Annotated in this window: 22 protein-coding genes; 12 read left to right on the top strand and 10 right to left on the bottom strand. The window is 36.2% G+C overall.

Annotated elements, in window-relative coordinates:
* Positions 1-20 precede the first annotated feature (20 nt).
* The 5 genes from BTO23_RS19185 to BTO23_RS19205 all read right to left on the bottom strand — a co-directional run bounded on the left by BTO23_RS19185 (position 21) and on the right by BTO23_RS19205 (position 5,076).
* Positions 21-515 (bottom strand): LbetaH domain-containing protein, encoded by a 495-nt coding sequence (locus tag BTO23_RS19185; RefSeq protein WP_105064354.1) that lies wholly within the window; start codon positions 513-515, stop codon positions 21-23.
* 23 nt (positions 516-538) lie between these two features.
* Positions 539-2,701, bottom strand: coding sequence for a polysaccharide biosynthesis tyrosine autokinase (locus tag BTO23_RS19190; protein ID WP_105064355.1), 2,163 nt, complete (start codon positions 2,699-2,701; stop codon positions 539-541).
* Positions 2,702-2,902: 201 nt separating this feature from the next.
* Entirely contained in the window at positions 2,903-3,343 is a 441-nt protein-coding gene (locus tag BTO23_RS19195; protein ID WP_061013219.1) for an arsenate reductase/protein-tyrosine-phosphatase family protein, read from the bottom strand.
* Between the two features lie 208 nt (positions 3,344-3,551).
* The gene (locus BTO23_RS19200) at positions 3,552-3,818 is read right to left on the bottom strand and encodes a four helix bundle protein (protein ID WP_170066786.1); all 267 of its coding nucleotides are present in this window, start codon (positions 3,816-3,818) and stop codon (positions 3,552-3,554) included.
* A 106-nt stretch (positions 3,819-3,924) separates the two neighbouring features.
* Positions 3,925-5,076: a polysaccharide export protein gene (locus BTO23_RS19205; RefSeq protein ID WP_061013223.1), complete on the bottom strand. Its 1,152-nt coding sequence runs from the start codon at positions 5,074-5,076 to the stop codon at positions 3,925-3,927.
* Positions 5,077-5,570: 494 nt separating this feature from the next.
* Here BTO23_RS19205 and BTO23_RS19210 point away from each other — a divergent pair, with 494 nt between their 5' ends.
* The 4 genes from BTO23_RS19210 to BTO23_RS19225 all read left to right on the top strand — a co-directional run bounded on the left by BTO23_RS19210 (position 5,571) and on the right by BTO23_RS19225 (position 9,695).
* Positions 5,571-5,816 carry a hypothetical protein gene (locus BTO23_RS19210; protein ID WP_105064356.1) on the top strand — a complete coding sequence of 82 codons (246 nt, stop codon included), beginning with the start codon at positions 5,571-5,573 and terminating at the stop codon, positions 5,814-5,816.
* 162 nt (positions 5,817-5,978) lie between these two features.
* Positions 5,979-6,680: a YjbF family lipoprotein gene (locus BTO23_RS19215; RefSeq protein ID WP_105064357.1), complete on the top strand. Its 702-nt coding sequence runs from the start codon at positions 5,979-5,981 to the stop codon at positions 6,678-6,680.
* Between the two features lie 40 nt (positions 6,681-6,720).
* Positions 6,721-7,503, top strand: a complete 783-nt coding sequence (locus tag BTO23_RS19220) for a capsule biosynthesis GfcC family protein (protein ID WP_061013225.1) — start codon at positions 6,721-6,723, stop codon at positions 7,501-7,503.
* Positions 7,504-7,505: 2 nt separating this feature from the next.
* Positions 7,506-9,695, top strand: a complete 2,190-nt coding sequence (locus BTO23_RS19225) for a YjbH domain-containing protein (RefSeq protein ID WP_105064358.1) — start codon at positions 7,506-7,508, stop codon at positions 9,693-9,695.
* A gap of 171 nt (positions 9,696-9,866) precedes the next feature.
* On the opposite strand, the gene BTO23_RS19230 is transcribed toward BTO23_RS19225, so the two are convergent.
* Both BTO23_RS19230 and BTO23_RS19240 read right to left on the bottom strand, forming a co-directional pair.
* On the bottom strand, positions 9,867-10,511 hold the full coding sequence (locus BTO23_RS19230) for a TetR/AcrR family transcriptional regulator (RefSeq protein ID WP_061004930.1): 645 nt from the start codon (positions 10,509-10,511) through the stop codon (positions 9,867-9,869).
* 373 nt (positions 10,512-10,884) lie between these two features.
* Positions 10,885-12,294 carry an MBL fold metallo-hydrolase RNA specificity domain-containing protein gene (locus BTO23_RS19240; RefSeq protein ID WP_105064359.1) on the bottom strand — a complete coding sequence of 470 codons (1,410 nt, stop codon included), beginning with the start codon at positions 12,292-12,294 and terminating at the stop codon, positions 10,885-10,887.
* A gap of 398 nt (positions 12,295-12,692) precedes the next feature.
* On the opposite strand from BTO23_RS19240, the gene rfaD reads away from it, so the two are divergent.
* The 8 genes from rfaD to BTO23_RS19280 are packed head-to-tail and all read left to right on the top strand — an operon-like array spanning position 12,693 to position 21,554.
* Positions 12,693-13,634 carry an ADP-glyceromanno-heptose 6-epimerase gene (gene rfaD / locus BTO23_RS19245; protein WP_061013231.1) on the top strand — a complete coding sequence of 314 codons (942 nt, stop codon included), beginning with the start codon at positions 12,693-12,695 and terminating at the stop codon, positions 13,632-13,634.
* Complete coding sequence (gene waaF, locus BTO23_RS19250; protein ID WP_105064360.1) at positions 13,635-14,663, top strand: lipopolysaccharide heptosyltransferase II; 1,029 nt, start codon at positions 13,635-13,637, stop codon at positions 14,661-14,663. It abuts the gene before it with no gap.
* 10 nt (positions 14,664-14,673) lie between these two features.
* Positions 14,674-15,621, top strand: coding sequence for a stealth family protein (locus BTO23_RS19255; RefSeq protein WP_211295950.1), 948 nt, complete (start codon positions 14,674-14,676; stop codon positions 15,619-15,621).
* The gene (locus BTO23_RS19260) at positions 15,618-16,790 is read left to right on the top strand and encodes an O-antigen ligase family protein (protein ID WP_061013236.1); all 1,173 of its coding nucleotides are present in this window, start codon (positions 15,618-15,620) and stop codon (positions 16,788-16,790) included. The genes BTO23_RS19255 and BTO23_RS19260 overlap by 4 nt, the downstream gene beginning before the upstream one ends.
* Positions 16,787-17,953 (top strand): glycosyltransferase, encoded by a 1,167-nt coding sequence (locus tag BTO23_RS19265; RefSeq protein ID WP_105064361.1) that lies wholly within the window; start codon positions 16,787-16,789, stop codon positions 17,951-17,953. The genes BTO23_RS19260 and BTO23_RS19265 overlap by 4 nt, the downstream gene beginning before the upstream one ends.
* Positions 17,953-19,221, top strand: a complete 1,269-nt coding sequence (gene waaA, locus BTO23_RS19270; RefSeq protein WP_170066789.1) for a lipid IV(A) 3-deoxy-D-manno-octulosonic acid transferase — start codon at positions 17,953-17,955, stop codon at positions 19,219-19,221. The genes BTO23_RS19265 and waaA overlap by 1 nt, the downstream gene beginning before the upstream one ends.
* Positions 19,222-19,229: 8 nt before the next feature.
* Complete coding sequence (locus BTO23_RS19275; protein WP_061013239.1) at positions 19,230-20,501, top strand: PIG-L deacetylase family protein; 1,272 nt, start codon at positions 19,230-19,232, stop codon at positions 20,499-20,501.
* Between the two features lie 27 nt (positions 20,502-20,528).
* Positions 20,529-21,554 (top strand): polysaccharide pyruvyl transferase family protein, encoded by a 1,026-nt coding sequence (locus BTO23_RS19280; protein WP_061013241.1) that lies wholly within the window; start codon positions 20,529-20,531, stop codon positions 21,552-21,554.
* A 37-nt stretch (positions 21,555-21,591) separates the two neighbouring features.
* Here BTO23_RS19280 and BTO23_RS19285 read toward each other — a convergent pair whose 3' ends face one another.
* The 3 genes from BTO23_RS19285 to BTO23_RS19295 form a co-directional block, all read right to left on the bottom strand.
* Positions 21,592-22,515, bottom strand: a complete 924-nt coding sequence (locus BTO23_RS19285; protein WP_061013243.1) for a glycosyltransferase family 8 protein — start codon at positions 22,513-22,515, stop codon at positions 21,592-21,594.
* A gap of 248 nt (positions 22,516-22,763) precedes the next feature.
* Positions 22,764-23,468 (bottom strand): CatB-related O-acetyltransferase, encoded by a 705-nt coding sequence (locus BTO23_RS21615; RefSeq protein ID WP_281260290.1) that lies wholly within the window; start codon positions 23,466-23,468, stop codon positions 22,764-22,766.
* Between the two features lie 16 nt (positions 23,469-23,484).
* Positions 23,485-25,335, bottom strand: coding sequence for a DUF3413 domain-containing protein (locus tag BTO23_RS19295; protein ID WP_060993346.1), 1,851 nt, complete (start codon positions 25,333-25,335; stop codon positions 23,485-23,487).
* Positions 25,336-25,407: the final 72 nt, after the last annotated feature.

Below are 25,407 nucleotides of genomic sequence, written 5' to 3' on the forward strand. Positions count from 1 at the left end.
TTAACTCCGATATTTGTACATTATCTAGATTCTAAATACTTTACAACATCGATATTATTATCATATTCCTTTTTTTTAAAAAATGTATTTTCATTTATATCCTTTGAAACCAAAGAACACGCTGATATTATACTATTTCTACCTATTGTAATCGGTCCAATAATCACACTATTAGCACCAACAACAACGTAATCACATATTTTTGGTGCGCTATTATTACCTAAAAACTCATTGGAACCTAATGTAACACCTTGGTATATTGTTGCATTATTACCGATATTTGAATTCCCATGCATTATAATATTATATGGGTGTGGTACTCTAATCCCACTACCTAAAACAACACTTTTAGGTATCTCACTATTGAAAATAAAATTAATAATAACCAATCTTAGTGGGAAAATTATTTTTGATATTACCTTTACCCTTTCTAGTCGAACGATTAGCAAAAATAATCTAGATATAAAATTCTTATTTGTTTTAAAATCTTTTTTTATTATTTTAAAAAAACTCATTATCAAAACTCAATTAAGTTATATCATTTATCACTATCATAACTGTAGTTATAATACCCATAGCCATATGAGCTGCTTGCTTTCTTCTCTACCGCATTCAAGATAAAGCCTTTTACCTCTATCCCTGCTTGCTCGAATCTATGTCTTGCCACATCAATTTCTTTTACTGAGGTTTGGTCAAAGCGCCCAACCATTAATGTTGTGCCTACTAGTGCCCCTACAATGCTTGGGTCAGTTACTGCCAATACTGGTGGTGTATCAATCAGCACTAAATCGTAATTAGCTGATGCCCAATCAATAAAGTCACTAAAGCGTTTTGTCATTAATAACTCAGATGGGTTTGGTGGCACTTGGCCACGCGTCATAACATCTAGGTTTTCAACTTCTGATTTTTGGATTGATTGCTCTAGTGGCAGCTTACCTGATAAGTAATCAGATAAGCCGTTATCCCACTTCATACCAAAGTAGCGTTGCATGTAGCCTTTACGCATGTCGCCATCAACAACCAATACCTTTTGGCCTGTTTTTGCAATAACCGCCGCAAAGTTTACTGCCACAAAGGATTTACCAATGTTTGGCGCAGGGCCCGTTATCATCACTACGTTATTTTTTGCTTCCATCATGGCAAAGTGCATGCTGGTGCGTAAACCACGCAGGGCTTCGATAGATAAATCGGCAGGGTTAGATTCTGCCAATAACGTCTCTAAGTGTCTTACTTTCTTTTTGTTATAGCGAATATCCAACTTTTCTTGCCAGTTTGATTTTGGAATGCTCGCATAAACAGGGATACCTAGTGCTTCAATCTCATCTGGGTTTTCTACACCACGGTGGAATGCCGCTTTTAACAATACGATTGCCACACTTAACATGCCACCTAATAACGTGGCTAATACTACGATTAATGGCTTCTTCGGCTTCACTGCACGTGAATAAGCTTGTGCAGTATCTAAAATACGTACGTTACCCACGGTACCTGCTTTAACAATGTTTAACTCTTGAGTTTTGTTCAGCAGTTGAATATAAATTTGTTGGTTTAACTCAACATCACGCTGCATACGCAGTACTTCACGTTGTGTTTTTGGCAATTTTTGCACTTGGCCATTTAAGCGTTCTTTTTCACCTAATAGTACTCTGCGCTTATCAATTAATGATTTGTACGCCGGGTGGTCTTTAGTAAAGCGTTGGCTTATTTCACTCTCTTTAAAGGTCAGTTCATTCAGTTGCGATTCAAGCTTCACTAATACATCAAGAGCTGAACGCGCTTCTAAGCTTAAATCAACCGATTTACGCTCTAAACGGTAATCATTTAATACATTTTCTGATGCAGTTAATTTATCTTTAATAGCAGGCAGCTGGGCAGTTAAAAACTCTAGGCTTTGCTCTGCTTCTGCACTATTACGAGCTATGTTTTGTAAAAAGTAGTTTTGACTGATGTCATTAATAATGGCTTCAATCTTAGCTTTATTTTCGCCCTCAAGAGAAAACTGTAATACGCCTGATTGCTTGCCTTTCTCACTAATAGATAAGGTTTGTTGTAATGCTAAAATTGCATCAAAACGAGAGATTTTAGCTACAGTAAATACATCACCTGTGCTGCCCGTTAATTGCATCACAAATAAGTGGTAATCCTTGTTATCAGCTAATTCACCCACTTTGCCTGTTAATACCTTGCGTTCGTTTGCATCAAATAGGGTATAAGTGCCCTTTTCTGCATCCTCTAACACTAGAGTGAAGTTTGGTTCATCAATGTATCTTGGAATATCAAAGCGGCTTACGTTAATGGCTTTATCTTCACCCATTAAGCGAGATAAGCCTTTGCCAATAATAGGCATGTATTGCGGTGCAGCGACTGTGGTTAAGTTTAATTTATCAACCGTCTCACCTAATATCATACGAGATTTGATTATTTCAATTTCAGTAGTTGATGACGATTCAGACGCAAACATTTCGCCCATATCACCTACAAGGGCAGACATGCCGCCATTACTTTTTTGCTCGACTTGAACAAGGGCATCGGCTTTATAAATTGGTGTAGATAAAAGAGCAAACGCGATACCAGCAATAGCAAATACAGTGGTTATTGAAATAATTAACCAACGGCCATCAATAAGTTGGCCAAACAGCTTTGCTAAATCGATTTCGTCGGAAGAAGAAGACTCGTGAGTATTTTTTGTTGATTGTGACATGGGTAAGAGCGGTCCTGAGGTGTAGAGCGGGAAGTGCGGTCCTATGAAAAAGAGCGCCGATTTGGGCGCTCTAGATAGGTTTAATCACTATCCCTGTCTGTTAAATCTAAATATGAATGCTAAAAATAGGAAAGTAGAAATACAATTCTCGAACATGGCTAATGCCATAGGATCATAGAACCGTTCTTCACGCCCTTACTTTTACAACTTCTTCGCCCACTCTTGGGCTGCTTTTTCTATTAGTGCATAAGCATGGTCGAATGCTTCACGGCTTTGACGGTATGGATCGGGAATATCTTGTTGTCCTATCCATTGCCCAAATAACATGGTTTTGCTTCGTGCTTCTGGGGCTAAACTGGTTACCGCTTCTTTATGGCCCGCTTCCATAACTAGAATTAAATCGTAATCTCGACAAACATCACTGGTTAATTGACGCGCTTGGTGTGAATCAAGACTCACTCCGTGCTCTGCTGCGACTTTGGTTGCCATTGCATCTGCAGGTTTACCGACTAAACGACTTTTCTCTGCTGCAACGCCTGCTGAATCAACCGTTTTGTTTGGGAGTAGTTGTTTTAATATGTGTTCGCCTGTTGGAGAGCGGCAGATGTTGCCAACGCAGACGACTAAGATTTTGTTGAACATTGTTGAGTTTCGAGGGACTAGGTTTTAGGGACCAGTAAGAGCTTAAAGCGACTTACACATAGTTTCCGACCTATCCGCCTTAGTTTGAGATTTTAATGAGTTTCGAGGGGCTAGGGACTAAATACTAGCCCCTACCTCTATTTAAATAATTAATATAACCAGCTAACATTCTACTAATTTCATCTAATTCAATCGTCAGTCGGCTAGCTTAATCTTTAGGTAAATAACCAAATTCTTTTGCTAGTAGTACTTGAGTTAATAACTCAGCGCATGAACCTTTTGCATAATAAAGAAAACGAATATTATCTTTATTTGAGCCTCTCTCGGAGCCTTCTGCAATATTCGAGGGAATAGATACGGACGAACGACATATTTGGTCTTTAAAACCAAAGTCTTTGCAATCTCGCATTTGCTTATTGATATAGAGAGAAACCTTAAAGCTTCTCTTCCATACCTCTAGTTCTTTAAAGCGCATATAAAACCATCCATGATTTCTTTTGCTATTGCTTTTCCTAGTTTTTGCTTTTACTTTGCTTTTATTAGTCCCTTCTTCCCTAGAAACTTACATAAAAACTTCGTTTTTATGGCCAATTCTTAACTCGTAATGCGCCTTCGGTTAATTCATTAAAGCCTGAGATGGTTGGCATTAACTGCATGATTAGACGGTTCCAACGAGTGATTGGTGCGGCGGTTACATAAACGATGTCATAAGGTTTTAAATCGAATTCTGTACCAATAATAAGCGCCGATGCATCTTTGATATTTAATTGATAAATATCAGCCATGCTGGTTGCTTTATCTTCAGGGCTTGATGAGCGAATAACAAATACGCCGGTTGCGTCTGCTGATAACTCATTAATACCACCTACACTACTTAGTGCTTCGGTTAGGCTCATGCCTGAACGATCCATTTTAAGCAGTTTAGGATCTTTCACTTCTCCCATAACAAAGACTTTTTGAGTGTCATTACGAGGCACATGAATAATATCGCCTGATTCTAATAATCGGTTTTGCTTTAGGTCACCGCGTTGCATGAGTGCGTATAAAGAAATCGTTTCTTCTTTGCCGTTACGAGTCAAAGTGACGTTACGCCAATCGGCTTCTTCCGCTAATCCACCCGCACGGTTAATTGCATCAAGTAGGGTTAGTGGAATGTTAGTAATTGCTTGTTGCCCTGGCTTATCCACTTCACCCGTTACGTACGCTTTTTGTGCGCGAAACGCCGCTACGTTGACATCAACTTGCGGGCTTTCAATAAATTTTCTTAGCTTGGTTGCGATGTCAGTTCTAATTTCTCGAACCGTTTTACCTGCAACATGAACGGTGCCAATGTAAGGGTAAAAAATGGTGCCATCAGCATGAACCCAATTACCAGATTCACTTGAACTACGGTACGAACCCGCAGGAATTGTTAATTCTGGATGATCCCAAATCGTCACATTTAAGATATCACCAGGGCCAACACGATATTCATAACGAACAACTTGCTGTTCAAGCTCAACATTCGCTTGTGCTGATGCTTGCTTAATTTGGTATTGCGCCACTTTTTGAGGAGTTAATTCATAGACATTTACATCGGTAGAATAGTTTTCTTTAGCGTCTTCGCTTTGCTCTTCTTCTACTTTATTTTTGTCTGAGGTTGACATATGTGAGCCGGGAAAAACAGTACAGCCACTTAGCAGCAACAGGAATACGCCAGCGGTTAACGATTGATGTGTTTTACTAATGAGCATGATTTCTACTTAGAGGTGACAAGATTTAGAGACGCTACCGCCCAGAGGTAGTTAAGCACATTCCCTCTCAGCGCGATGATATGTATGAATAAAAAAACACTCTTAACTATAATTATGTATCTATAAGTAAAAATATATTTAACCAACCTCGCTAATAACATAACTATCATTAATGCTGCTTTATAAATACATTCACAGTTATTTTGGTTCTTTATTTTATACTTGAATTAATATTCATTTATAAGCGCGGCATTATACATACCCCACACTATTTTGCGACCACAAATTACACAAAAAAACAATAGATAAATCTATCAATAGTAGTGATTAAGGTAGCATTATTGAGACTTTATAGGATATAAGGCATTTTATTTTTATATCCACTATGATTTTTATATTTACCATATAGAACTGGATATGATACTTTGCTCGAAGTTTACTCATCAATTGAGTAAATATTCACCATGAAATATAAAATACATAAGGTTTATTCCATGAAAAAGACTGCTATCGCTCTTATGCTAGCTATGACTGCTGGTTCTGCATTTGCAGCCGCTGAAGCAACAACAACTGCTGCTTCTACTTCAGGTTCTGCGGCTGGTACTGCTGGCGCTTCTGCTGCTGCTGCTGGCGCTGCTACAACTACAGCTATCGCTGTAGGTGTTGCTGCTGCTGTTGCTGTTGTTGCTATTGCTGATTCAGGCTCTGACTCAACGACAACATCTGTAACGACTAAATAATCCACTTATTTTGTTGTAAGTATATTAAAACCATCAACTTCGGTTGATGGTTTTTGTGTATTTATTACTGCGGTCCTATGGTCCTATGGTCCTATGGTCAACTTCAGATAAGCTTTTAATTTATCTGTTTTTTTACAGCAAATACGACAGGACCTCAGGATCATGTTTTCCGCTCTTAAGCCTCAATTTATATTCAAAACTGTTAATACGTTACTTATCACTTTTGCACTCTCTGCTTGTACTCAAAAATTTAATGATGTGAATGCCACTCTTGATGAAGCTTTTTTTGGTACCGATGACGTGGTTCTATCTCAGCAAGAAATCATTAAATTACCTTATGCAAGCAGCTTTGTGCGCATTAACGGTGGCGCTAAACTCTTTATGGTATTAGCGTTTGCTGAACCAAACCCTAAAACTGGTGTAATGCAATTAAAGTGGCTTTCTTCAGATAAAGCGATGGTTGTTACTGAGGATGGTCGTATAGTTAAAACGCTTGGTTTGGCACAAAAAAATCTGACGGCGATTACCCCTATAAACCTCCCTTCTTTACCTTCATTTGCTTCGATAAACAAAAAACAACACATTTGGTCTGCAGAGTATGATTGGCAGACGGATAATCGTTATTTATTCAATTATGAAGCGACTATTACGCCTGTATTAAGAAAAACATCACAATTAAAAACGACAGTGTGGGAGAAAGAGATTACTGAAGTTTTAGAAGTCGTATCTATCCCTTCTTTGAGCGCCTCATTTACTAATCAATATTGGATAGATGGTGATGGGAACGTGGTTAAATCTCATCAATATTTAGGCCCTGACATGGGTGATATTGAAATGACAATTTTAAAACCTTTCGCTTTATAAGTTATATACAATCAATGCGTTAGATAAGCACGGAGTGATTATGCGTTTCCTTTCATCTTTATTTATTCTGCTTACATTGTCGGTCTCGGCCTACAGTATGGCAAACACTTCAGAGGACATCTCTGAGGCAAAAAAAACACTCACCGTAACCTTAATTAAACAAGGTTTAGAGCTAAATTACAGCCAACCAGTTAGACTGTCTCAAGTTGCCATTGATGCAAATACTCATGCTAAGTTTTATGACTTAGGGGCCGTATTAAGCGATGAAAATCAACAGAAAAACAATAAAGATCTTCGAAATGAAGTGATTGACTCGCTATTTTCACTTTCTCGAGAGACATCACTCTTTTCGTCTAAAAATAAACATGAGAAATCTGCGACGCAACTCTCCTTACAATTAAAGAAAGAATCGTTTGTTAACCGTATTTTTACTTCATTTGATGTCGATTTACTGCGAATTAATGATAAAGCAAACCCTCTTTTATCTGGTTACTATCAACTTTTTTTAGGACCTCGTCCTACTAGCGTTTCTTTTTTTGGTGCCATTAATTCAGATAAAAGTATTCAATTACCGTTAATTGAACATGCCATTATTGATGATTATCTTGAAAATCTGCCTCTTTCTTCTGTTGCAGACACCTCCATTATTTATGTCATTCAACCTAACGGTGAGGTTCAGCACACGGAGTTTTCAGTATGGCAAAACAATCCAGTGTATTTAGCACCTGGGGCAATTGTGTTTATCCCATTTGCCGATCTCCCTGCTGGTTACTCTTCTTTAAATGATTCTATTGTTCAACTGCTTCGTAATAAGGCGTTTTAATTATGATGGCTCCTAAATTTTCCCTCTCCCTTATTGCGGGTGTTATTGCCTCTTCTTTGCCTTATTCTATTTTTGCGACTGAATTTGAACCCGTTACATTATCTACCTCACAAACAGATTTTGGTGGTGTGGGCTTAATGCAAATGCCATCTGGCCGTATGGCTCCTGAAGGTAAGTTCAATATTGGCGCAACACTTAATAATGAATACCATCACTACAATGTATCTTTACAGGTGATGCCATGGTTAGAAACCACCATTCGTTACACCTTGGTGCAAGATTTACTGTATAGCAGTGACGAAAGCTTTAGTGGCAGCACTAAATACACAGATAAAGGCATTGATTTTAAAATCCGCTTATTGCAAGAAAGCAAATGGCTGCCTGAAACCTCAATAGGTGTTCGTGATTTTGGTGGTACAGGTCTGTTTGATGGCGAGTTTATGGCGGCAACCAAACGCTTCGGCAACCTTGATGTTACTGTCGGTATGGGCTGGGGCTACTTAGGTCAAAGCGGCAATATTACGAACCCTTTCTGTAAAGCGTCGGATACCTTTTGTTCTCGTCAAAGTGATTACAAAGGCAAAGGCGGCAGCGTAGATTTTGAACGTTGGTTTAAAGGCCCAGCGGCTATTTATGGGGGTTTAGAATATCAAACACCTTATCAGCCACTGCGTTTAAAAGTGGAGTATGACAGTAATGATTACAGCCAAGATTTCCCTGTAACTCGCGGCAATATAGACATGACTCAACACACCCCTTGGAACTTCGGTATTCTTTATGGTTTAGGTGATTGGGGCGACATTAAGGTGAGTTACGAGCGTGGAGATACCCTTACGCTTGGGGTTAACTTAAGCACTAATTTCAATAGTATGAAGGCGATTTGGCGTGATGAACCAATCGAACCTTATGACGAATCAACAAATAGCTCTATTGATGAAGTTGATTGGAAGCGCGTTAATCAACAATTGAACGGCAACGCTGGCTATGAAGAAAGCAAAATTTACGTGAATGAAGATTCAGTAACGATAGTAGCCGATCAAAATAAATACCGTGACAGTAATGAAGCGCATGACCGTGCTTCTCGCATTTTAGCTAACAACGTACCAACGACTATTTCTACTTATCGTATTGTAGAAACGAATCAATCTATGCCAGTTTCTGAAACGGTAATTGATGCTAAACAGTATAAGAAAGTGGCTAATAACGACTATTTCGATGCGGATATTACGGATGCAAGCCAAACCAATGAAGTTACTTATTCGCCTTTAGATGATGAACTTAAAAGCGATAATTTTGAACGTTGGGATTACTCCATCTCGCCGACGTTATCGCAATCTATTGGCAGTGCTGAAAACTTTTATCTTTATGCTATTGGGATTAATACAGCAGGTTCGGTGTGGTTAACTGATAAGGTGCAAGCTTCTGGCAGCTTGTATTTTAATTTGGTTGATAACTATGACCAGTTTAATTACATCACACCACCAGATGGCACTTCGGTTCCTCGTGTTCGTACTATGTTCCGTGCTTATGTTCATGAAAATCCAGTTCGTATGAATAGCCTTCAACTGACTTGGTTTGAAGAATACGGTACTGGTTTTTATAGCCAAGTTTACGCTGGTTATTTAGAAAGTATGTTTGGTGGTATTGGCTCAGAAGTAATGTATCGTCCATTGAATTCAAATTGGGCGTTCGGCGTTGATGCGACTTATATTAAACAACGTACACCGGGTGATTGGTTTGGTTTTTACGAGCAAGACCAACAAGATGGTGGAGAGTATGGCCGAGATTATACTGTTGTTTCTAGTGGCGTAACGGGATTTGCTACCGCTTACTATGCGCCACAATGGACTTTCTTAAAGAATACATTGCTTAAAGTTGGCGTTGGTCAATTCTTAGCGGGTGATAAAGGGACGCGTGTTGATTTCTCTAAACAGTTTGATTCTGGAGTTATCGCCGGTGCCTATGCAAGCTTTACGGATTTATCTGCTGAGGAGTTTGGTGAAGGTAGCTACACCAAGGGGTTCTATATTTCTATTCCGTTCGACATCATGACGGTAAAACCAAGTAAGAACCGTGCGAACTTTAACTGGCAACCACTAACGCGTGATGGTGGTCAAATGCTAAATAAACAGCATGAATTATATAATTTAACGGATGAGAGATCACCGTGGTTTACTAGAAAAGGGCTTTAAGGGACTAGATAAGAACAGGGGCTAGGGACTAGTAGGAGCAGGAAGAGCAGAAAGCAGAGGTGTTGACTTAAGTATGTAAATTACAACTAATACCTCTGAACTCTGCAAGGGAGCTTGCGCCCGATCTGAATCCTAAGATTTTATCTTACTCATCACTCGGAGCGAAGCGTTCTATAACCTGCCCTTATAATGCGCTTCTAACTCTAGTATCTGCTTTCTGCCCTGCTCTGTTGCCATTGGCCTAACCACATTTAGCATTTGTAACATGCCTTGATAAACCACGGCTTCTGTTATTTCTTTATCTGATAACTGCGCAGTTTGGTAGCTTATCCAACATGAAGATACTAGATGTAGTGTCTTAGTTAGCGCAAGTAACTCGTCGTCTTCAAGCGTAATCAGCCCTGAGGTTCTAAACCCGTTCATAATACCAATTAGATTATCGTTTAGAGACTCTTGTGCGTTTGTATATTTTTGTTTTAAACCAAAATCTCGGCTTAAAATATCAGGTAGATTGGCGTAAAAAAAACGGTAGTTCCACATCAATACAAAAATAGAATCAAGGTAACTAAGCATAATTTGTGCACTTGGCATTACTGGTTGTTCATTTTCTACCATTGGTTGGAATCGTGTTTTTAGTTCTTGCGCATAATTATCAAAGATACCATTGATGATCTCTTCTTTATTGCGAAAGTGGTAATAGAGATTACCAGGACTGATCTCAAGATATGCAGCAATGTGGTTGGTGGTGATGTTACGCTCACCGTTTTTATTGAAGAGTTCTAAGGCACCGTGAATGATTCTGTCTTTTGTTTTCATTACTTTTCCCGTGCCAAATAAATTCGAATAATTTAAAATTGTAACTGAAAAAAACAAATGAGACTAGAAACTATAATTTCAAGTTTCAAGTTTCAAGTTTCAAGTTTCAAGTTTCAAGTTTCAAGTTTCAAGTTTCAAGAAAATAGTTTGATATCACTTTTCTATGCATCTCAACATTTATCTACTTTGTTTTTTCAGTTTTGCTAGGTACCGATAACCCTGACCGAGTAATCTGATCTCTAAAGCCATAATCTTTAATATCTGAAGTTAACTAATAAATACTACACGATAAACGGCAGGCCCTTTTCCAAACAACTAAACTTTCACATTTCATCCTTATCTCCTGCAAGCGAAGCGACCTGAATCCTGAAACCTAAGTAAGCGCAGCGCATAAAGCCTCCCTCGCTTCTCTTTCTCCATGTACTACAACTACCTCTTTTCTCCCCTCTTCTATTCCCTCAAAAAAATTAATTAAATCAGCTTGATCAGCGTGAGCAGAATACCCAGACATGGTGTGGATTTGCGCATTAACATCAATCGGTTGGTTATCTATCCATACTTGGTGTTCTTGGTTTTGAAGGTCTCGCCCTAATGTCCCATGAGCTTGATAACCCGCAAGAATAATATCAGTTCGTTTATCTGGTAATAATGCTTCTAGATAATTCATTACCCGACCACCTGCACACATGCCACTGGCGGCAACGATAATACAAGGCTCTGCGGTACTTTTTAAACGGTTAACGACTTGCATATGTTCTTTATGGCTTTCTATGGTGATGCATTGATCAAAGTTTAGTGGGTGACGTTGGTTGTTTAGCTTGATCTTGGCTTCTTTACTCCATAATTTTTTAAAGCGTCGATATTGCTTAGTGACTTTATTAGCTAATTGAGAGTCGAGAATGATGGGGATTTTTGAGTCAATTTTTTGGTGGTGGATTAAATGTTCTATATCAAACAGAAGTTCTTGAGTTCGACCGACTGAAAATGCGGGAATAATAATTGCACCACCATCTTCTAAAGAACGCTCAATAATGTCTTGTAGACGCTTCCCTCTGGTTTCTACACTATCGTGAATTTTATTCCCGTAGGTACTTTCTATTATTAAAAGATCTGCGCGTTTAGGTGAAATTGGATCTGGTAATAATGGGGTATTTGAGGGGCCTAAGTCTCCTGAAAACACGACGATGTCATTGTTGGGGAGTTTTATTTCGACATAGGCGGAGCCGAGGATATGGCCAGCAGGTTGGAATCTTAAGAGCAGGTTTAAGGATTCAGGACGCTTCGCTTTCAGGGAAGAGCAAGAACTTTTAGAGCGAGAAGGGTTAGCTTTAGAGGTGAGCTTAATTTGATGCCATTGATTGTATGAAATGGGTTTTATTTGTTTTCTTATTAGTTCTAATACTCTTGCTCTTTGGCCTTTATTTAACCCGAGTTGCAATTTTAATCCATCATCTAGCATTAATGGTACTAGCTCGGCCGTTGCTGGTGTGCAGTATATGGGTTGCTTGAACCCTTTTGCTAATAACCAAGGCAGCCGCCCTATATGATCAATATGGGTATGAGTAAGAATTAACGCTTTAAGGTGCGATATGGGAAATTCAATATCCAGTTTTCTTTCATTACCGTGTTTATCTTTCGCATCTTTTCCTTGAAATAAACCGCAATCGATAAGTATTCCGTGATTGTTAATGTTTAATTCATGGCAAGAACCAGTAACCCCGAGCTTTCCACCATGATGTTTTAGGGTTATTTCAAAATTTGAGTTTTGTGATTGTATTGGCATTGATGGTCCTTTTTAGAGTTAGAGGGGGTTGTTGCTTTCATTTCTAAATATTCCATCAACAATAGAAGAAAAAAATAACATTAAATTCAAGAGCTAAAACAATTGCGAGTATATTCAAAGTTATTCACTCGCAACCCCTACTAACCTCCTCTTATTATCAACATCCCCAACCCCAATAAGTTATCTATACAAGGGGAGGAACTATTCTTTGCCACTGCAACTTTAGCAATCGCTTCTGAACTCGACAAGGGAGCCTGCGATCAACCTGAATTCCGCTCTTCCTGTTTTGTCCTGAAACCTGAAATCAAAGCACCCTGAAACCTGCTCTACCACCGTAGCGTCTGTACTTCTTCTCTGCTACAATTCAACCAATTATCTTAATAAATCGTGGTATCAAAATGATCATTGTAACTGGCGGCGCTGGCATGATTGGCAGCAACATTGTTAAGTCTTTAAATGACAAGGGCTTCAACGATATCTTAGTAGTTGATAACCTTAAAGATGGCAAGAAATTCAAGAACCTAGTTGATCTTGATATCACTGATTACATGGATAAAGAAGATTTCATCACGCAGATTATGGCGGGTGATGACTTTGGTCCTATTGAAGCTATTTTCCATGAGGGTGCTTGCTCTGCAACGACTGAGTGGGATGGTAAATACATCATGATGAACAACTATGAATACTCGAAAGAAGTACTTCATTTTTGTATCGAACGTGAAATCCCATTCCTTTACGCATCATCTGCCGCGACTTATGGCGATACTGATACCTTTATTGAAGAGCGTGAGTACGAAGGCGCATTAAACGTATATGGTTATTCTAAACAGCAGTTTGATAACTACGTTCGTCGCCTATGGGCTGATGCTGAAGAGCATGGTGAAACTGTTTCTCAAATTACTGGTTTCCGCTACTTCAATGTATATGGTCCTCGTGAACAGCATAAAGGCTCTATGGCATCAGTTGCTTTTCATTTAAATAACCAAATGAATGCCGGCGAAGACCCTAAATTATTTGAAGGCAGTGACCAATTTAAGCGTGATTTCGTTTATGTAGGCGATGTTGCAGCGGTTAATCTTTGGTTCTTAGAGAATGGCGTATCAGGTATTTATAATTGTGGTACTGGCCGTGCTGAACCATTCCGCGCTGTAGCTGATGCGGTTATTAAGCACCACAATAAAGGCGAAGTTCAAAGCATTCCTTTCCCTGAACACCTAAAAGGCGCATATCAAGAGTTTACTCAGGCGGATTTAACTAAACTACGCGCTGCTGGTTGTGATGTGGAATTTAAGTCAGTCGCTGATGGTGTTGCTGAGTACATGGATATTATTAATAAATAAATGAAGATTTTAATTATTGGCCCATCATGGGTTGGTGATATGGTGATGTCTCAATCACTGTATATCACTTTAAAGCAACTACACCCTGAAGCTCTTATTGATGTTATGGCTCCTGCTTGGTGTAAGCCTATCCTAGAACGAATGCCTGAAGTGAATCAAGCCATCGAAATGCCATTAGGTCACGGAGATATTGATTTATTTGGACGCCGTCGTTTAGGTAAGCAACTTAAAGCCAATAATTATACCCATGCTTATATATGCCCTAACTCTGCTAAATCAGCTTTAATCCCTTGGTTTGCAGGTATTCCAACACGAACAGGCTGGAAAGGTGAAATGCGTTATGGGTTGTTAAATGATTTACGTCCAAACAAAAAATCATTTCAATATATGGTTGAGCGTTATGTCGCATTAGCTCACCCAAAATTAGAGATGATTGATTCAAAATCACTAGGTGGGTTAGAAAATTTACCATATCCTAAGCTTGCTATTAACGCGAATGTCCAGCAAGCAACGTTTGCTAAATTTTCTTTATCTACAAAAAAACCAGTACTTGGATTATGCCCTGGTGCCGAGTTTGGTCCGGCAAAACAATGGCCTGTTGAGCATTATGCGTCCGTTGCCAATGAAATGATTAAGCAAGGCTATCAAGTTTGGTTATTTGGTTCCGCAAAAGATAAAGAGACAACAGAAAGCATTAAATCGTTAGTCGATAGTAATAACCAACATTGTATTTTTAACCTTGCAGGTGAAACCAGTTTAATTGAAGCCGTTGATTTATTAGCAGCTTGTCAAACTGTCGTTAGTAATGACTCTGGATTAATGCACGTTGCTGCAGCTGTAGGCTGTCATGTTGTTGGAGTTTATGGCTCAACTTCACCAAAATACACTCCGCCTTTGGCTAAAAAAGTCGATATTGTAAGTACTAATATTGAATGTCGACCTTGTTTTAAGCGTGAATGCCCACTGGGACATTTAAAGTGCCTAAAAGATCTTCCAGCAACAGATGTCATCTCTAAAATTGGATTATAGAAGTATACTTATGACAATTAACAAAGTAGATATTGTTTATACTTGGGTCGATGGAACAGATCCTATTTGGCAAGAAAAAAAAGAATATCATTTAAATTCGAAACAAGAATATTTGCAATGTCAAAATAGTCAAATAAGTGATGACAGATACATAGAGCACTGTGAATTAAAATATTCACTGCGCTCTATTTGTAAGTTTGCATCTTGGGTAAACCATATTTATATTGTTACTGATAATCAAACACCGCATTGGTTAAAGAAAACAGATAAGATAACTATCATTGATCATAAAGATATTATTCCAGAAGAGTTTCTACCTACATTCAATTCTAGTGTTATCGAATCTTTTTTACATAAAATCCCAAATTTAGCTGATAATTTTATCTATTTTAATGATGATATGATGATTGGTAGAGTAACAAAAATTTCAGACTTTTTTAAAAACGAAAAGCCAAGGGTATTCACATCATCAATATTTCCATCAAGAAAAAAAGTAAAAGACAAACCCACTTATAATATGCTTTCTATAAAGAATAGTAGAGATAAAGTAAAGAAAATTATAAAAGCAAACTTGAATTATGGATTAAGACATGGAATTAGACCAATAAACAAGTCACACTTTTCTGAATCAGCTTGTTTATTTAATCACGTATTACAATCTAATTTTAATGAGAAGTTTAGGTTAACGCCATTCTCGCTACTTTATCTATATACTTTCTATGAAATTGCAAAAAACAGATCAGCAATAACTTATCAAAAACACCTTAAAAAACCTTTACTCTTTGATCTTTTTTCAACATTCATATATATAAATAATAATAATATAGAGTATTTTTCATCAAATTTTGAGCAGCTATCGCCATTGGTATTTTGCATTAACGAAACAAACACTCCACTAGAGAAGCTCCCCTTATTCTCAAATGGATTATTATCTGAAAAAAGTGAGTTTGAACTATGATTAAACATATTCATAATCTGCTAGTAAGCATATCTATTTTATGGATCACTGCTGGATTATGGTTATTGGAAGATGGATTAAAAACACTTACAGGCGTAGGTATTGTATTCCTCGTATTCACCCTAGTAACTACATCACCAAAAGAGTTATTATTACGAATAAAGAATAATAAGCTAATCATTTTAAGCTTATTATTTACAGCAATCGTAATTATAACAAAAGAATATTATGGTGGAATTTATGGCAGCTTTATGAGAAGTTGTATTATTTTTTCCATTTTATTTATCTGCATATATTCACATAGAACTAATAACTTAAGCATTAGTCTACCAATAATATTTGGTGCAATATTAAATATATTATACGTTCTTTACATCGTATATATTGAAGGGCAACCCCGCCCAACAGCTATGATGAACCCTAATATATACGCACCTTTATTTGGTTGCTTCGCAATTTTAGCATTCTATTTTATTAAACCTAATCAACATAATTACATAACCATAACTAGCTGCTTCTTATTCTTATCTTTACTTCTATGTGTAATATTAATGCAATCTCGTGGAGTTCTCGCGGCCTCTATGTTTTCTCTTTGTATATTATTCATATATAAATTAAAAAAATATGAACACAAAATCATCATCACTTTATCACTAATTTCTATTGTCATATTTTCTGGCTTTATGAATAAAAATAGAATTGAAGACTTGTATAATAAAAGTGCTTATGAATACCAGCGCATCATTGAAGGTGATTTAAATTCATCAATTGGACTTCGTGTTCAAATGCTCGATGTTGGACTGACTATGATTAGCGAAAAGCCTCTTATTGGGCACGGCAGTAACTATAAGCAGGAAAAAACTAAAATTATAATAGAAGATAAGAAGAACCAAGAAATTAACAGTTATGGTACTTTACATAATGTATATATCGATACTTGGGCTAAACTTGGCATATTAGGATTTATCGCCACGATCTTTTTAACTATCCTACCTCTATTTATATTGAAAGGTAGTGAACATTGGGTTTTAGGTTTATCTCTTTCTTCTTTCAACCTTCTTATATCTTTAGTTGATACCGTGTTACTCGGTGGGGACTATCTACTAGTCATTATTACTATAAGCTTAATACTAAAATATTCTACCTTAAACAATAAGGAATATGCATGAACATTGCTGTAGTTGTTAATTGTTTAAAAATCGGTGGCATGGAACGTGTTGCTGTAAATTTAGCAGATGCTTTTTATAGTGATGGTCATTCTTCTGAGTTGATTTATTTAAAAAATCGAAAAAAAGAAGTAAATCCAAGAAATAAAGATCTACCCGTTCATCTATTTAATTTAAAAAAATCAGTGTTATCGACGGGAGTTGGATTTATATGGTTTTTAATTTGCAAAGTTCTAAATATAGTATTCAAAAAAACATTTCCTCTTTGGTTTGCTTACGCTGAATCTTATTTCTTTAAAAAGAAACTGAAGGCTTTAGAGGAAAAAAATGGTCATCCATTTGATTTAATTATATTTAGAGGTCAGGGAACATTTGAGCACCTATGGCCTCTACATGATCCTCGTTATGTTTATGTTTGTGAGAGCGTACAAACTAAGTATAGATATGGAAAATTCTCTAAATATATTTTTTCCAAATTATTTGATAACCGAAAAGTAGTTTGTGTTTCTGATGGCGCCTACGATAGCTTCTCTGATTTAATTAAAACGCATTCAATCACTCCTGAAAAGCACCTGATGATCTCAAATCCAAATGATTTTCAGCAAATCGAGCTAGAATCTCATTCCGATGAACAACTCCATCAGAACTCATACATTTTAGGTTTAGGTCGGTTAGTTCCGAATAAAAATTTTTCATTGCTTATTGATGCCTATAATCATGCAGTTAAACATTATGATATTAAACAAGATCTCTTAATCGTAGGGGCAGGAAAAGATTTAAATACGATAAAGAAAAAAATCATAGAGCTTAACCTTACTGAGCGCGTTTATTTAAAGGGACAACAATCCAATCCTTTTCCTTGGTATAAACAAGCAGATCTATTCATTCTAAGCTCTAAATCAGAAGGTTTAGGAATGGTGTTAATTGAAGCTCTAGCTTGTAAAACAAAAGTCATATCTACAGACTGTAAGGGGGGAATTAGACAAATTATGAATGGTGATTTAGCGCATTTTTTAGCACAAGAAACACCTAAATCTCTTAGCGAAAAAATACACTTGGCTTTAAATACTGAGTGGGATGAATCATTTGATATTTCTGTCCAAAAAACATTACATAATTTTGATGCTAAAACGATTGTAAATAAATATATAAACGAGTTTACGTGATGATACTTCGCTATTTCTATACCATTTTTCTTTTTTTATTGTCTCCTTTTTTACTCTATTCTCTGTATAAAAAGAAGGATGGAAAGCCTTCATTTGGCCTGCGTTGGAAAGAACATTTTGGTTTTACACCTACCTTAAAATCTAATATCAACCCTATTTGGATCCATGCTGTTTCTGTTGGTGAGGCGATTGCTGCTATACCAATAATTAAAACCTTAAAGAAACAAAAACCCGAACAACCAATTCTTGTTACAACAACAACCAGCACAGGCGCAGAACAAATAGAAAAGCTAGGTGATTTGGTTGAACACAGGTATATGCCGATTGACTTTTGCTTTGCGGTTCGTGGTTTTTTAAAAATAACAAAACCAGAAAAAATGCTAATCATGGAAACAGAGTTATGGCCAAATACGCTACATACAGTTTCAAAGTTTGGTATCCCTATTTCAGTATTAAATGCTCGTCTCTCTGAAAAATCGTTTTTAGGCTATAAAAAAATACAGCCGATATTTAATCTACTTGGTAAACACTTAACTCATGTTTGTTGTCAATATCAAGATGACGCAGATCGATTCCTTGCACTTGGTATCAACCGTGAAAAAGTACATGTTACTGGATCTGTAAAATTTGATGTAATGATTACTCAACAAATACAAGAATCGGGAGTAGAACTACGTAAGCAACTTGGAGAGTTTCGTCCAATCTGGATTGCAGCGAGCACACACAAGGGAGAAGATGAACAAATATTAGTTGCTCATAAATCCTTATTATTAACAATTCCTACTGCATTATTAATTTTAGTTCCTCGCCACCCAGAGCGATTCAATTCCGTATTTGAACTTTGCCTTCAATCCAATGTTAACTGTATCAGGCGTACCCTAAATCAAACGATAACAGCGGATACTCAAGTTTATCTAGCAGATACGATGGGAGAGATGCTGACACTTATTGGCGCCTCTGATATCTGTTTTATGGGAGGAAGCTTACTTGGTGATAAAGTAGGTGGACATAACATATTGGAACCCGCAGCATTAGGTAAACCTTCTTTAATTGGTCCAAGTTATTTTAATTTTCAAGAAATAACACAACAACTTATAAGCAATAATGCAGCTATAGTTTCTCACAATGCTACAGAGCTAACAGATAATCTTATGATGATTTTTAGAGATGCTCAATACAAAGAACAACTACAAAAAAATACGTTAAGTTTTATACAAAAGAACAAAGGTGCTGTAGAAAAAACATTACAGCAAATAAATAAAATATAGGCCTCGGTATGAAAAAAGTTGATTACGAATATCCATTAAAAGCAACTTGGGAATGTGATACTAACATTTCAGAAAACGGTTTTTTAAAGTGTGATGATCAAAACTCATTCATAACCGAAAATCACACTATTTTACTACGTTTCGATTACACATCTTTAAGTAAAAAGAAACCAGGTATCATATCTGTAAATGGTTGCAAAATATCTAATAAACAATATTTTGAAGCAAATCAAACAGGCATCAGGTATTTAAATATTACGGGGATTAAAAATTTAAACGACATCTCAATTACATGTAAAAACTGTAAAATATCTTCTAATAATCAATTGCTTGGTTTTAAAAACCCCGATTTATCGTCAGGACCAATATTAATTATTGCCCCTCATGCTGATGATGCTGAGCTCTCAGCATATGGTTTATATAGTGACTATGCACCTAACATTTGGATTGCGACAGTTAATATTGGCTCAAACTTACAAAGTTTAGAACGACAATATGTTCAAAATTTAGACGTTGAGATTTCAAGCGCAGAAAAGCGAAAGGGTTATATTCGTAGTTGGAACAGTATGACAACACCTTTACTTGCGAAGGTTCCTATGCAGCAATTATTGTGTTTGGGTTACTTTAACATTTCAAGTTCATCTATACTAAATACCCCAAAAGACAAGGTACTCCACCCTTCAATTTCTGATATCTCACCTCATGATTTCCGACAATGGAACCATGTGAAGCTATCTAATGATACTAATAATATAAATAGTGGTGCCGCTTTAATTCAAGATTTCATTGAATTAATTGAACATATTAAACCAACAACAATTTTAGTTACACACCCAGAAATTGACCCACATGATGAACATATTGCCTCAGCGAATGCATTACACTTAGCTCTGCAAAAAAGTACGTTTATTCCTGAAAATATTCTATTTTATGTAAACCATTTACGAGGGATTAAACTATTCCCTTATGGTCCAGAGCATTCAAGAACAGCGCTCCCACCATGGTTTTCAAATAGCGCACTATTAAATGATAGCTCTTGTTATAGCCACTCATTATCATATTCAAAGCAACAAGAAAAAGTCCTCGCCTTTGATACTATGCATGATTTACGCTCTAAAGATAGAGTTGAGAAAAAACTAAAACGTTGGATTAATCAAAGAATCAAAAAAAATGATTACCAATATTATGGTAACCACAGTTACTTTCAAACACACATTAAAGCAGATGAAGTATTTATCTCAATAAATGGAAATGACTTTAAAAATAAGAAGTTTTCTTAACTTTGACAAAAGCAATAAGGACACGGAATGTCTAAGAAATTAAATAAAAAAGTAAAAAAATATGCTCTAAATAAATACTTCTTTAAAGAAACGGATCCTAGTCTGATAGGGATATATGATACTAGCTATGGTAGTTTAAATGTTGGTGATGAAATCATCAACCAAGCTACCCGAAAAGTAATTACTGAATTATTCAATAAGCACCAACATTTAACCGCCTCTACGCATGACGGTACATCTTCATTTGGTATTTATAATTTTAATCGCTGCTTGCATCGATTTGTATGTGGTTCAAATATTTTTAGTCGTAATATGTTGCACTCAAATCAATGGAATATCGATTTAATCGACACATTACGTATGAAAGATATTATAGCTTTAGGCGTTGGTTGGGGACGCTATGAAAAAAAAGAAATTTCGCCAATGACAAAGTGGTTCTATCATCATTTACTAGACTCAAATGCAATTCACTCCGTTCGTGATAATTTTACCAAACAAAAATTAAACGGCATTGGAATCAATAATGTGATCAATACAGGCTGTCCGACCATGTGGGAGTTGACTGATGATCATTGTAGTCAAATTCCAACCAGTAAAGCAAAAAATGTAGCTGTGACATTAACCGATTACCGTAAAGATATTGATTCAGACACCTTCTTACTTAACACTCTTTCTAAAAACTATGACAATATCTATTTATGGTTGCAAGGTGATGGCGATGCAAAATATATAACGTCTTTACAGCTTAACCTACCAAACTTAACTATTCTCCCTGCACGCCTAAGTGCTTACGAAAACCTATTAACATCTGATGATATGGATTTTGTTGGAACTCGCTTACATGCCGGAATTAAAGCATTACAAAACAAAAAACGCTCTATCATTATTGGTGTGGATAATAGAGCTATAGAAAAGCAAAAAGACTTTAATTTAACAGTTATCTCTCGTGATAAATTAAAAGAACAATTAGCAGACAAAGTTAACAGTAATTTTTCTACTGAGATTAATATACCGACAGAAAATATTAGAGAATGGAAAACACAATTTAAATAAAAAGGCCCATAAAAGGAGCCTCTTTACTAAAATAATTTTAATAAAACCGTTTCTTTGCCCACAAAGAGAGTTTTTTAAATATAGATAATTCACGAAGATCGGAATAACTATCACCAGCCCAATCCGTACTATTTTGATATTTAATATACAAATCGGCCCCATCATGTGTACAACTATACATCCAAGCTTTACGCTTACCACAATAATGGTAAATATTTGCATTACTTCTTAAGCTTTCGATTTCACTCTTAGTATAAGGTAATTTATCTAACATCCAGATACGGTTAGGCTTCAATATGGTACGATATTCAGGCATGAAATTATATTTTGGCGAAATATAATGAACGTTCCCTTGAAGAACTCCATTTAAAATATCTTGGTCTTGATACTCAATTACATCTTTATATTGGAATAAGTAATTGGCCACTTTTTCTTCGAAATTAATATCCCTTAAGCAATTAAGATCCATAATTAAAACACCAGCATTAAAATAAAGATGTTTTTTTTCTGTCAATCCTATTTTTTCTAGGTAATCATATTGAGTAAAAGACATTCTTGGCTCAATAACTGCCCCTAAACTATGCCCTTGTAAATCAATATTCCACATATCAGAAATATCTTTATTGATTAATACGTCCACATCTAAATAAACAACTTTATCGTGTTTATTTAACAATGAAGGCAGTTTTAATCGAAAATAAGTAGCTAAAGAAATATGACTAATTGTTAATGGAAAGTCTGAAAATATTTGCTCTTCAATTGGGAAAAAATGGATGCTGATATTATCCGTAGATAATTTTAATAGGCTATCTTTAGAATTATTTTTTATACCTGCATCAAAAATAATAATTTCAAGCTGAAGTGATGATTCAAAATTGTCAATTAATGATGCAATAGTTGTTGCAAGATATCCCGCATAATTATTATCACAAGCAAAAACTGCCGTTCTCTTGACTGTCATCTTAAAACTACACTTCTATTAGAATATTTAATCAATAATAACTTTAAATTCTGACATTTTCCATTTAAATCCTTCTGGTAAAACTTCCTTTCAAGTAAATAACTTTGTAGCTATAAATATACTTTAATCATTCACCTTAGTTATTGAAATGTTTATAGAAAGATTATCTTCTATATCTAGCACAATATATAAGAGAAATTATCAAGAAAGGCATACATTCAAAGTATGAATTGTTCATAAGCCTTACTTTAAATCGCACCTGATTTAATCGACTGAAGAAAGTTTTTCGGATCATCCATTAGTGGCGTCGCTCTCTTTATCCTTTCCTCATCCCAAGTCCACCATTTAGATTCCATCATGCCATCAATGATGTCACTCTCAAAGCGATACCGAATTACTTTAGCAGGAACACCTACAACAACAGCATAAGGAGGAACACTTTTACTTACAACTGCACCTGCACCAATAATAGCGCCATCTCCTATAGATATCCCAGGAAGTAATGTTACATTCGCCCCAATCCATACATCATTACCAATCGTGATTTTTTGGTTTAGAATACCTTTACTTTGATGAATACAACCGTATTCTTTATCAAATAAAAATGGATGTGATGACACCAAGTTTATAGGATGATTACCGCCAACAACTGTTATATTTATCGCAAATGAACAGTACGCACCTATTGATTCAATTAAGGTGTCTTCTTTCCAAAATTGTTGATACCTATAACTATACATTCCGACGTTGAAGCCAAAGAAACGTTGACTAATATAACGTTCGCCCTCTGTAAATCGCCCATAAGGCAACGTATACGCTGTTTTTTTCAGATAAAAATAAATTAATTCTTTAATTAAATTAAATTGCACTTTCTTTTGTTTTTTTCGAATCAAATAGGATCCAATCCAATCAATAAGCTTTATTTGTAACTTGGTTAATTTGTAATTATCCATATATACCTCATATAGCCTATTTACTAAAACGACTAATCTGATCTAACGCTTCTTGAAGGTGTTTATAATTCAAATCAGCATCTTTTTTGGGACGATTTCTCTTATCTAATAATTGATACTGCCCCGTTGAACCCACTTCTAAAATAGACTCTTTTTCTATAATTGCATAACCACTGTAGTTAGATGACATGATCCAATTTCGATCTACATGCTTACCTAATAGATCCTCACCAACAGAATAATCTTTAATATTATTGGTTACGCCTAAGTAGTTTTTCATCAACGTTGGGACTACATCTTGATGACTGGTTAACTCATCAGACTTCCAATCTATTGTTTTACTGTTTACTTTTGGGGCAATAATAATGAAAGGCACATTCACTTGAGCATTGGTAAAGTTACTATTATGCCCCCAGAAATTCATGCGATTATCATTCATTTCTTGGCCATGGTCCCCTGTAATTATCACAACCGTGTTATCTAAATCACCTGTTTCTTTTAATTTGTCTAGCACTTTTTTTGCTACGCTATCAACAAAATGGACACTGGTTTTATAGCGATTAAAGAACAGGGTTGGATCCGTGTCATTATTCAATTCTAAATAATTAATGTTATTTAACATCGGCTCATAACGATGCGCATAGTCTTTAGGGAAATCATAGCCATGTGGTGCATCATAGAATAAAAATGAGAATGCAGGTTTTGAAGTATCACGTTTGCCATACCACTCTAGCCAATCTTTAGTTAAATCTTTATCTAATTCCGATGGTGAGTTACCTTCTGATTTGATACGTAAATTTGGAATGTTTTTAAATACTGTTTGATTAAATTCAGGTTTTTCTAATTGAGCAGCAGTAAAAATGCCCATTTCATAGTTTAATTCTTGCAGACGATCAATCAGCACCGGTGATTTTTGATTCGCTAGGAATCCATGCCAATACGTACCAGGAATACCATAAAATAAGCCAAAAATACCTGTACGAGTCGCGTTACCTGTTGCTATGTGGTTATTAAAGATCATTCCATCTTGTGCGTATTTCCACATATTTGGGGTATTTTCAGCATTAAAAGTATCTGCACGCCATGAATCTATCGCTAATATCATGATATTAAGTGGCTTTTCAACCACCTCTTTTTGTAATGGCGCTAGCGGATAATTTAAATCACTCTTACGGTTCATTTTCATCGCATCTTGACGAGCAATCGCTTCTTCATTAACCCAACCGTATTTTTTCATCATACTTGTTGATGTTGCTGGGTAAAATACCGGTAAGTAACGCTTTACCGTTGTCACAGGTTGGTAGGCATTAGCTGCAGCCCAAATATGAATACCATGCGTTGCTAATAATGCAAAAAAGGTAATGATGGCAAATTTACGACCCAATTTATGTTGTGTTACTGCTGCTGGTTTTTCTAACCATGAGATCAATAGATATTGACCGACAATCAGTGCAATAACGCCACCAATAACTGTTATCCAAGTGATTAATGGGAAACTGACGACTTGTCCAGATAAGACTAACTCAAGTACCACTGCATTAATATGGAATCGGTATTGAGCAAACACTAATGTATCAATAAACAGTACAGCAATACCTAACGAAGCTACAAACGCTTGAGTGCCATTACGTACTTTTGCATTCTTAATAAAAGTCGCTGGTAATGTTACCAAACCAATAATGCTAGCGAGTAAAACCATCTGGCTAAATGTGCCAGACAGAAGGAAACTCAGTCCTAAAATATCGGTTGGGATTTCAGGTAGAAAAGCAAAATAACGAGTGGCAATAGCCATAGCAATAAGGCTATTAATTAAAATAAACCAACCATGGCTATGAATTTTTTGTTTGAAATTAGAAGTGTTCAGCATAATTAACCAGTATAACCCTAGTGCCTGTACTGTAAATATTGGAAACGTTATATAATATCGAGTTGATTTATA

Origin of the sequence: Aliivibrio sifiae, from assembly GCF_002954715.1 — a bacterium.
GTDB lineage: Bacteria > Pseudomonadota > Gammaproteobacteria > Enterobacterales > Vibrionaceae > Aliivibrio > Aliivibrio sifiae.

Excerpts from the sequence above, each read along its gene's own strand:
- BTO23_RS19185 (WP_105064354.1), bottom strand. The coding sequence starts at position 515 with ATGAGTTTTTTTAAAATAATAAAAAAAGATTTTAAAACAAATAAGAAT.
- BTO23_RS19190 (WP_105064355.1), bottom strand. The coding sequence starts at position 2,701 with ATGTCACAATCAACAAAAAATACTCACGAGTCTTCTTCTTCCGACGAA.
- BTO23_RS19195 (WP_061013219.1), bottom strand. The coding sequence starts at position 3,343 with ATGTTCAACAAAATCTTAGTCGTCTGCGTTGGCAACATCTGCCGCTCT.
- BTO23_RS19200 (WP_170066786.1), bottom strand. The coding sequence starts at position 3,818 with ATGCGCTTTAAAGAACTAGAGGTATGGAAGAGAAGCTTTAAGGTTTCT.
- BTO23_RS19205 (WP_061013223.1), bottom strand. The coding sequence starts at position 5,076 with ATGCTCATTAGTAAAACACATCAATCGTTAACCGCTGGCGTATTCCTG.
- BTO23_RS19210 (WP_105064356.1), top strand. The coding sequence starts at position 5,571 with ATGAAAAAGACTGCTATCGCTCTTATGCTAGCTATGACTGCTGGTTCT.
- BTO23_RS19215 (WP_105064357.1), top strand. The coding sequence starts at position 5,979 with ATGTTTTCCGCTCTTAAGCCTCAATTTATATTCAAAACTGTTAATACG.
- BTO23_RS19220 (WP_061013225.1), top strand. The coding sequence starts at position 6,721 with ATGCGTTTCCTTTCATCTTTATTTATTCTGCTTACATTGTCGGTCTCG.
- BTO23_RS19225 (WP_105064358.1), top strand. The coding sequence starts at position 7,506 with ATGATGGCTCCTAAATTTTCCCTCTCCCTTATTGCGGGTGTTATTGCC.
- BTO23_RS19230 (WP_061004930.1), bottom strand. The coding sequence starts at position 10,511 with ATGAAAACAAAAGACAGAATCATTCACGGTGCCTTAGAACTCTTCAAT.
- BTO23_RS19240 (WP_105064359.1), bottom strand. The coding sequence starts at position 12,294 with ATGCCAATACAATCACAAAACTCAAATTTTGAAATAACCCTAAAACAT.
- rfaD (WP_061013231.1), top strand. The coding sequence starts at position 12,693 with ATGATCATTGTAACTGGCGGCGCTGGCATGATTGGCAGCAACATTGTT.
- waaF (WP_105064360.1), top strand. The coding sequence starts at position 13,635 with ATGAAGATTTTAATTATTGGCCCATCATGGGTTGGTGATATGGTGATG.
- BTO23_RS19255 (WP_211295950.1), top strand. The coding sequence starts at position 14,674 with ATGACAATTAACAAAGTAGATATTGTTTATACTTGGGTCGATGGAACA.
- BTO23_RS19260 (WP_061013236.1), top strand. The coding sequence starts at position 15,618 with ATGATTAAACATATTCATAATCTGCTAGTAAGCATATCTATTTTATGG.
- BTO23_RS19265 (WP_105064361.1), top strand. The coding sequence starts at position 16,787 with ATGAACATTGCTGTAGTTGTTAATTGTTTAAAAATCGGTGGCATGGAA.
- waaA (WP_170066789.1), top strand. The coding sequence starts at position 17,953 with ATGATACTTCGCTATTTCTATACCATTTTTCTTTTTTTATTGTCTCCT.
- BTO23_RS19275 (WP_061013239.1), top strand. The coding sequence starts at position 19,230 with ATGAAAAAAGTTGATTACGAATATCCATTAAAAGCAACTTGGGAATGT.
- BTO23_RS19280 (WP_061013241.1), top strand. The coding sequence starts at position 20,529 with ATGTCTAAGAAATTAAATAAAAAAGTAAAAAAATATGCTCTAAATAAA.
- BTO23_RS19285 (WP_061013243.1), bottom strand. The coding sequence starts at position 22,515 with ATGACAGTCAAGAGAACGGCAGTTTTTGCTTGTGATAATAATTATGCG.
- BTO23_RS21615 (WP_281260290.1), bottom strand. The coding sequence starts at position 23,468 with ATGGATAATTACAAATTAACCAAGTTACAAATAAAGCTTATTGATTGG.
- BTO23_RS19295 (WP_060993346.1), bottom strand. The coding sequence starts at position 25,335 with ATGCTGAACACTTCTAATTTCAAACAAAAAATTCATAGCCATGGTTGG.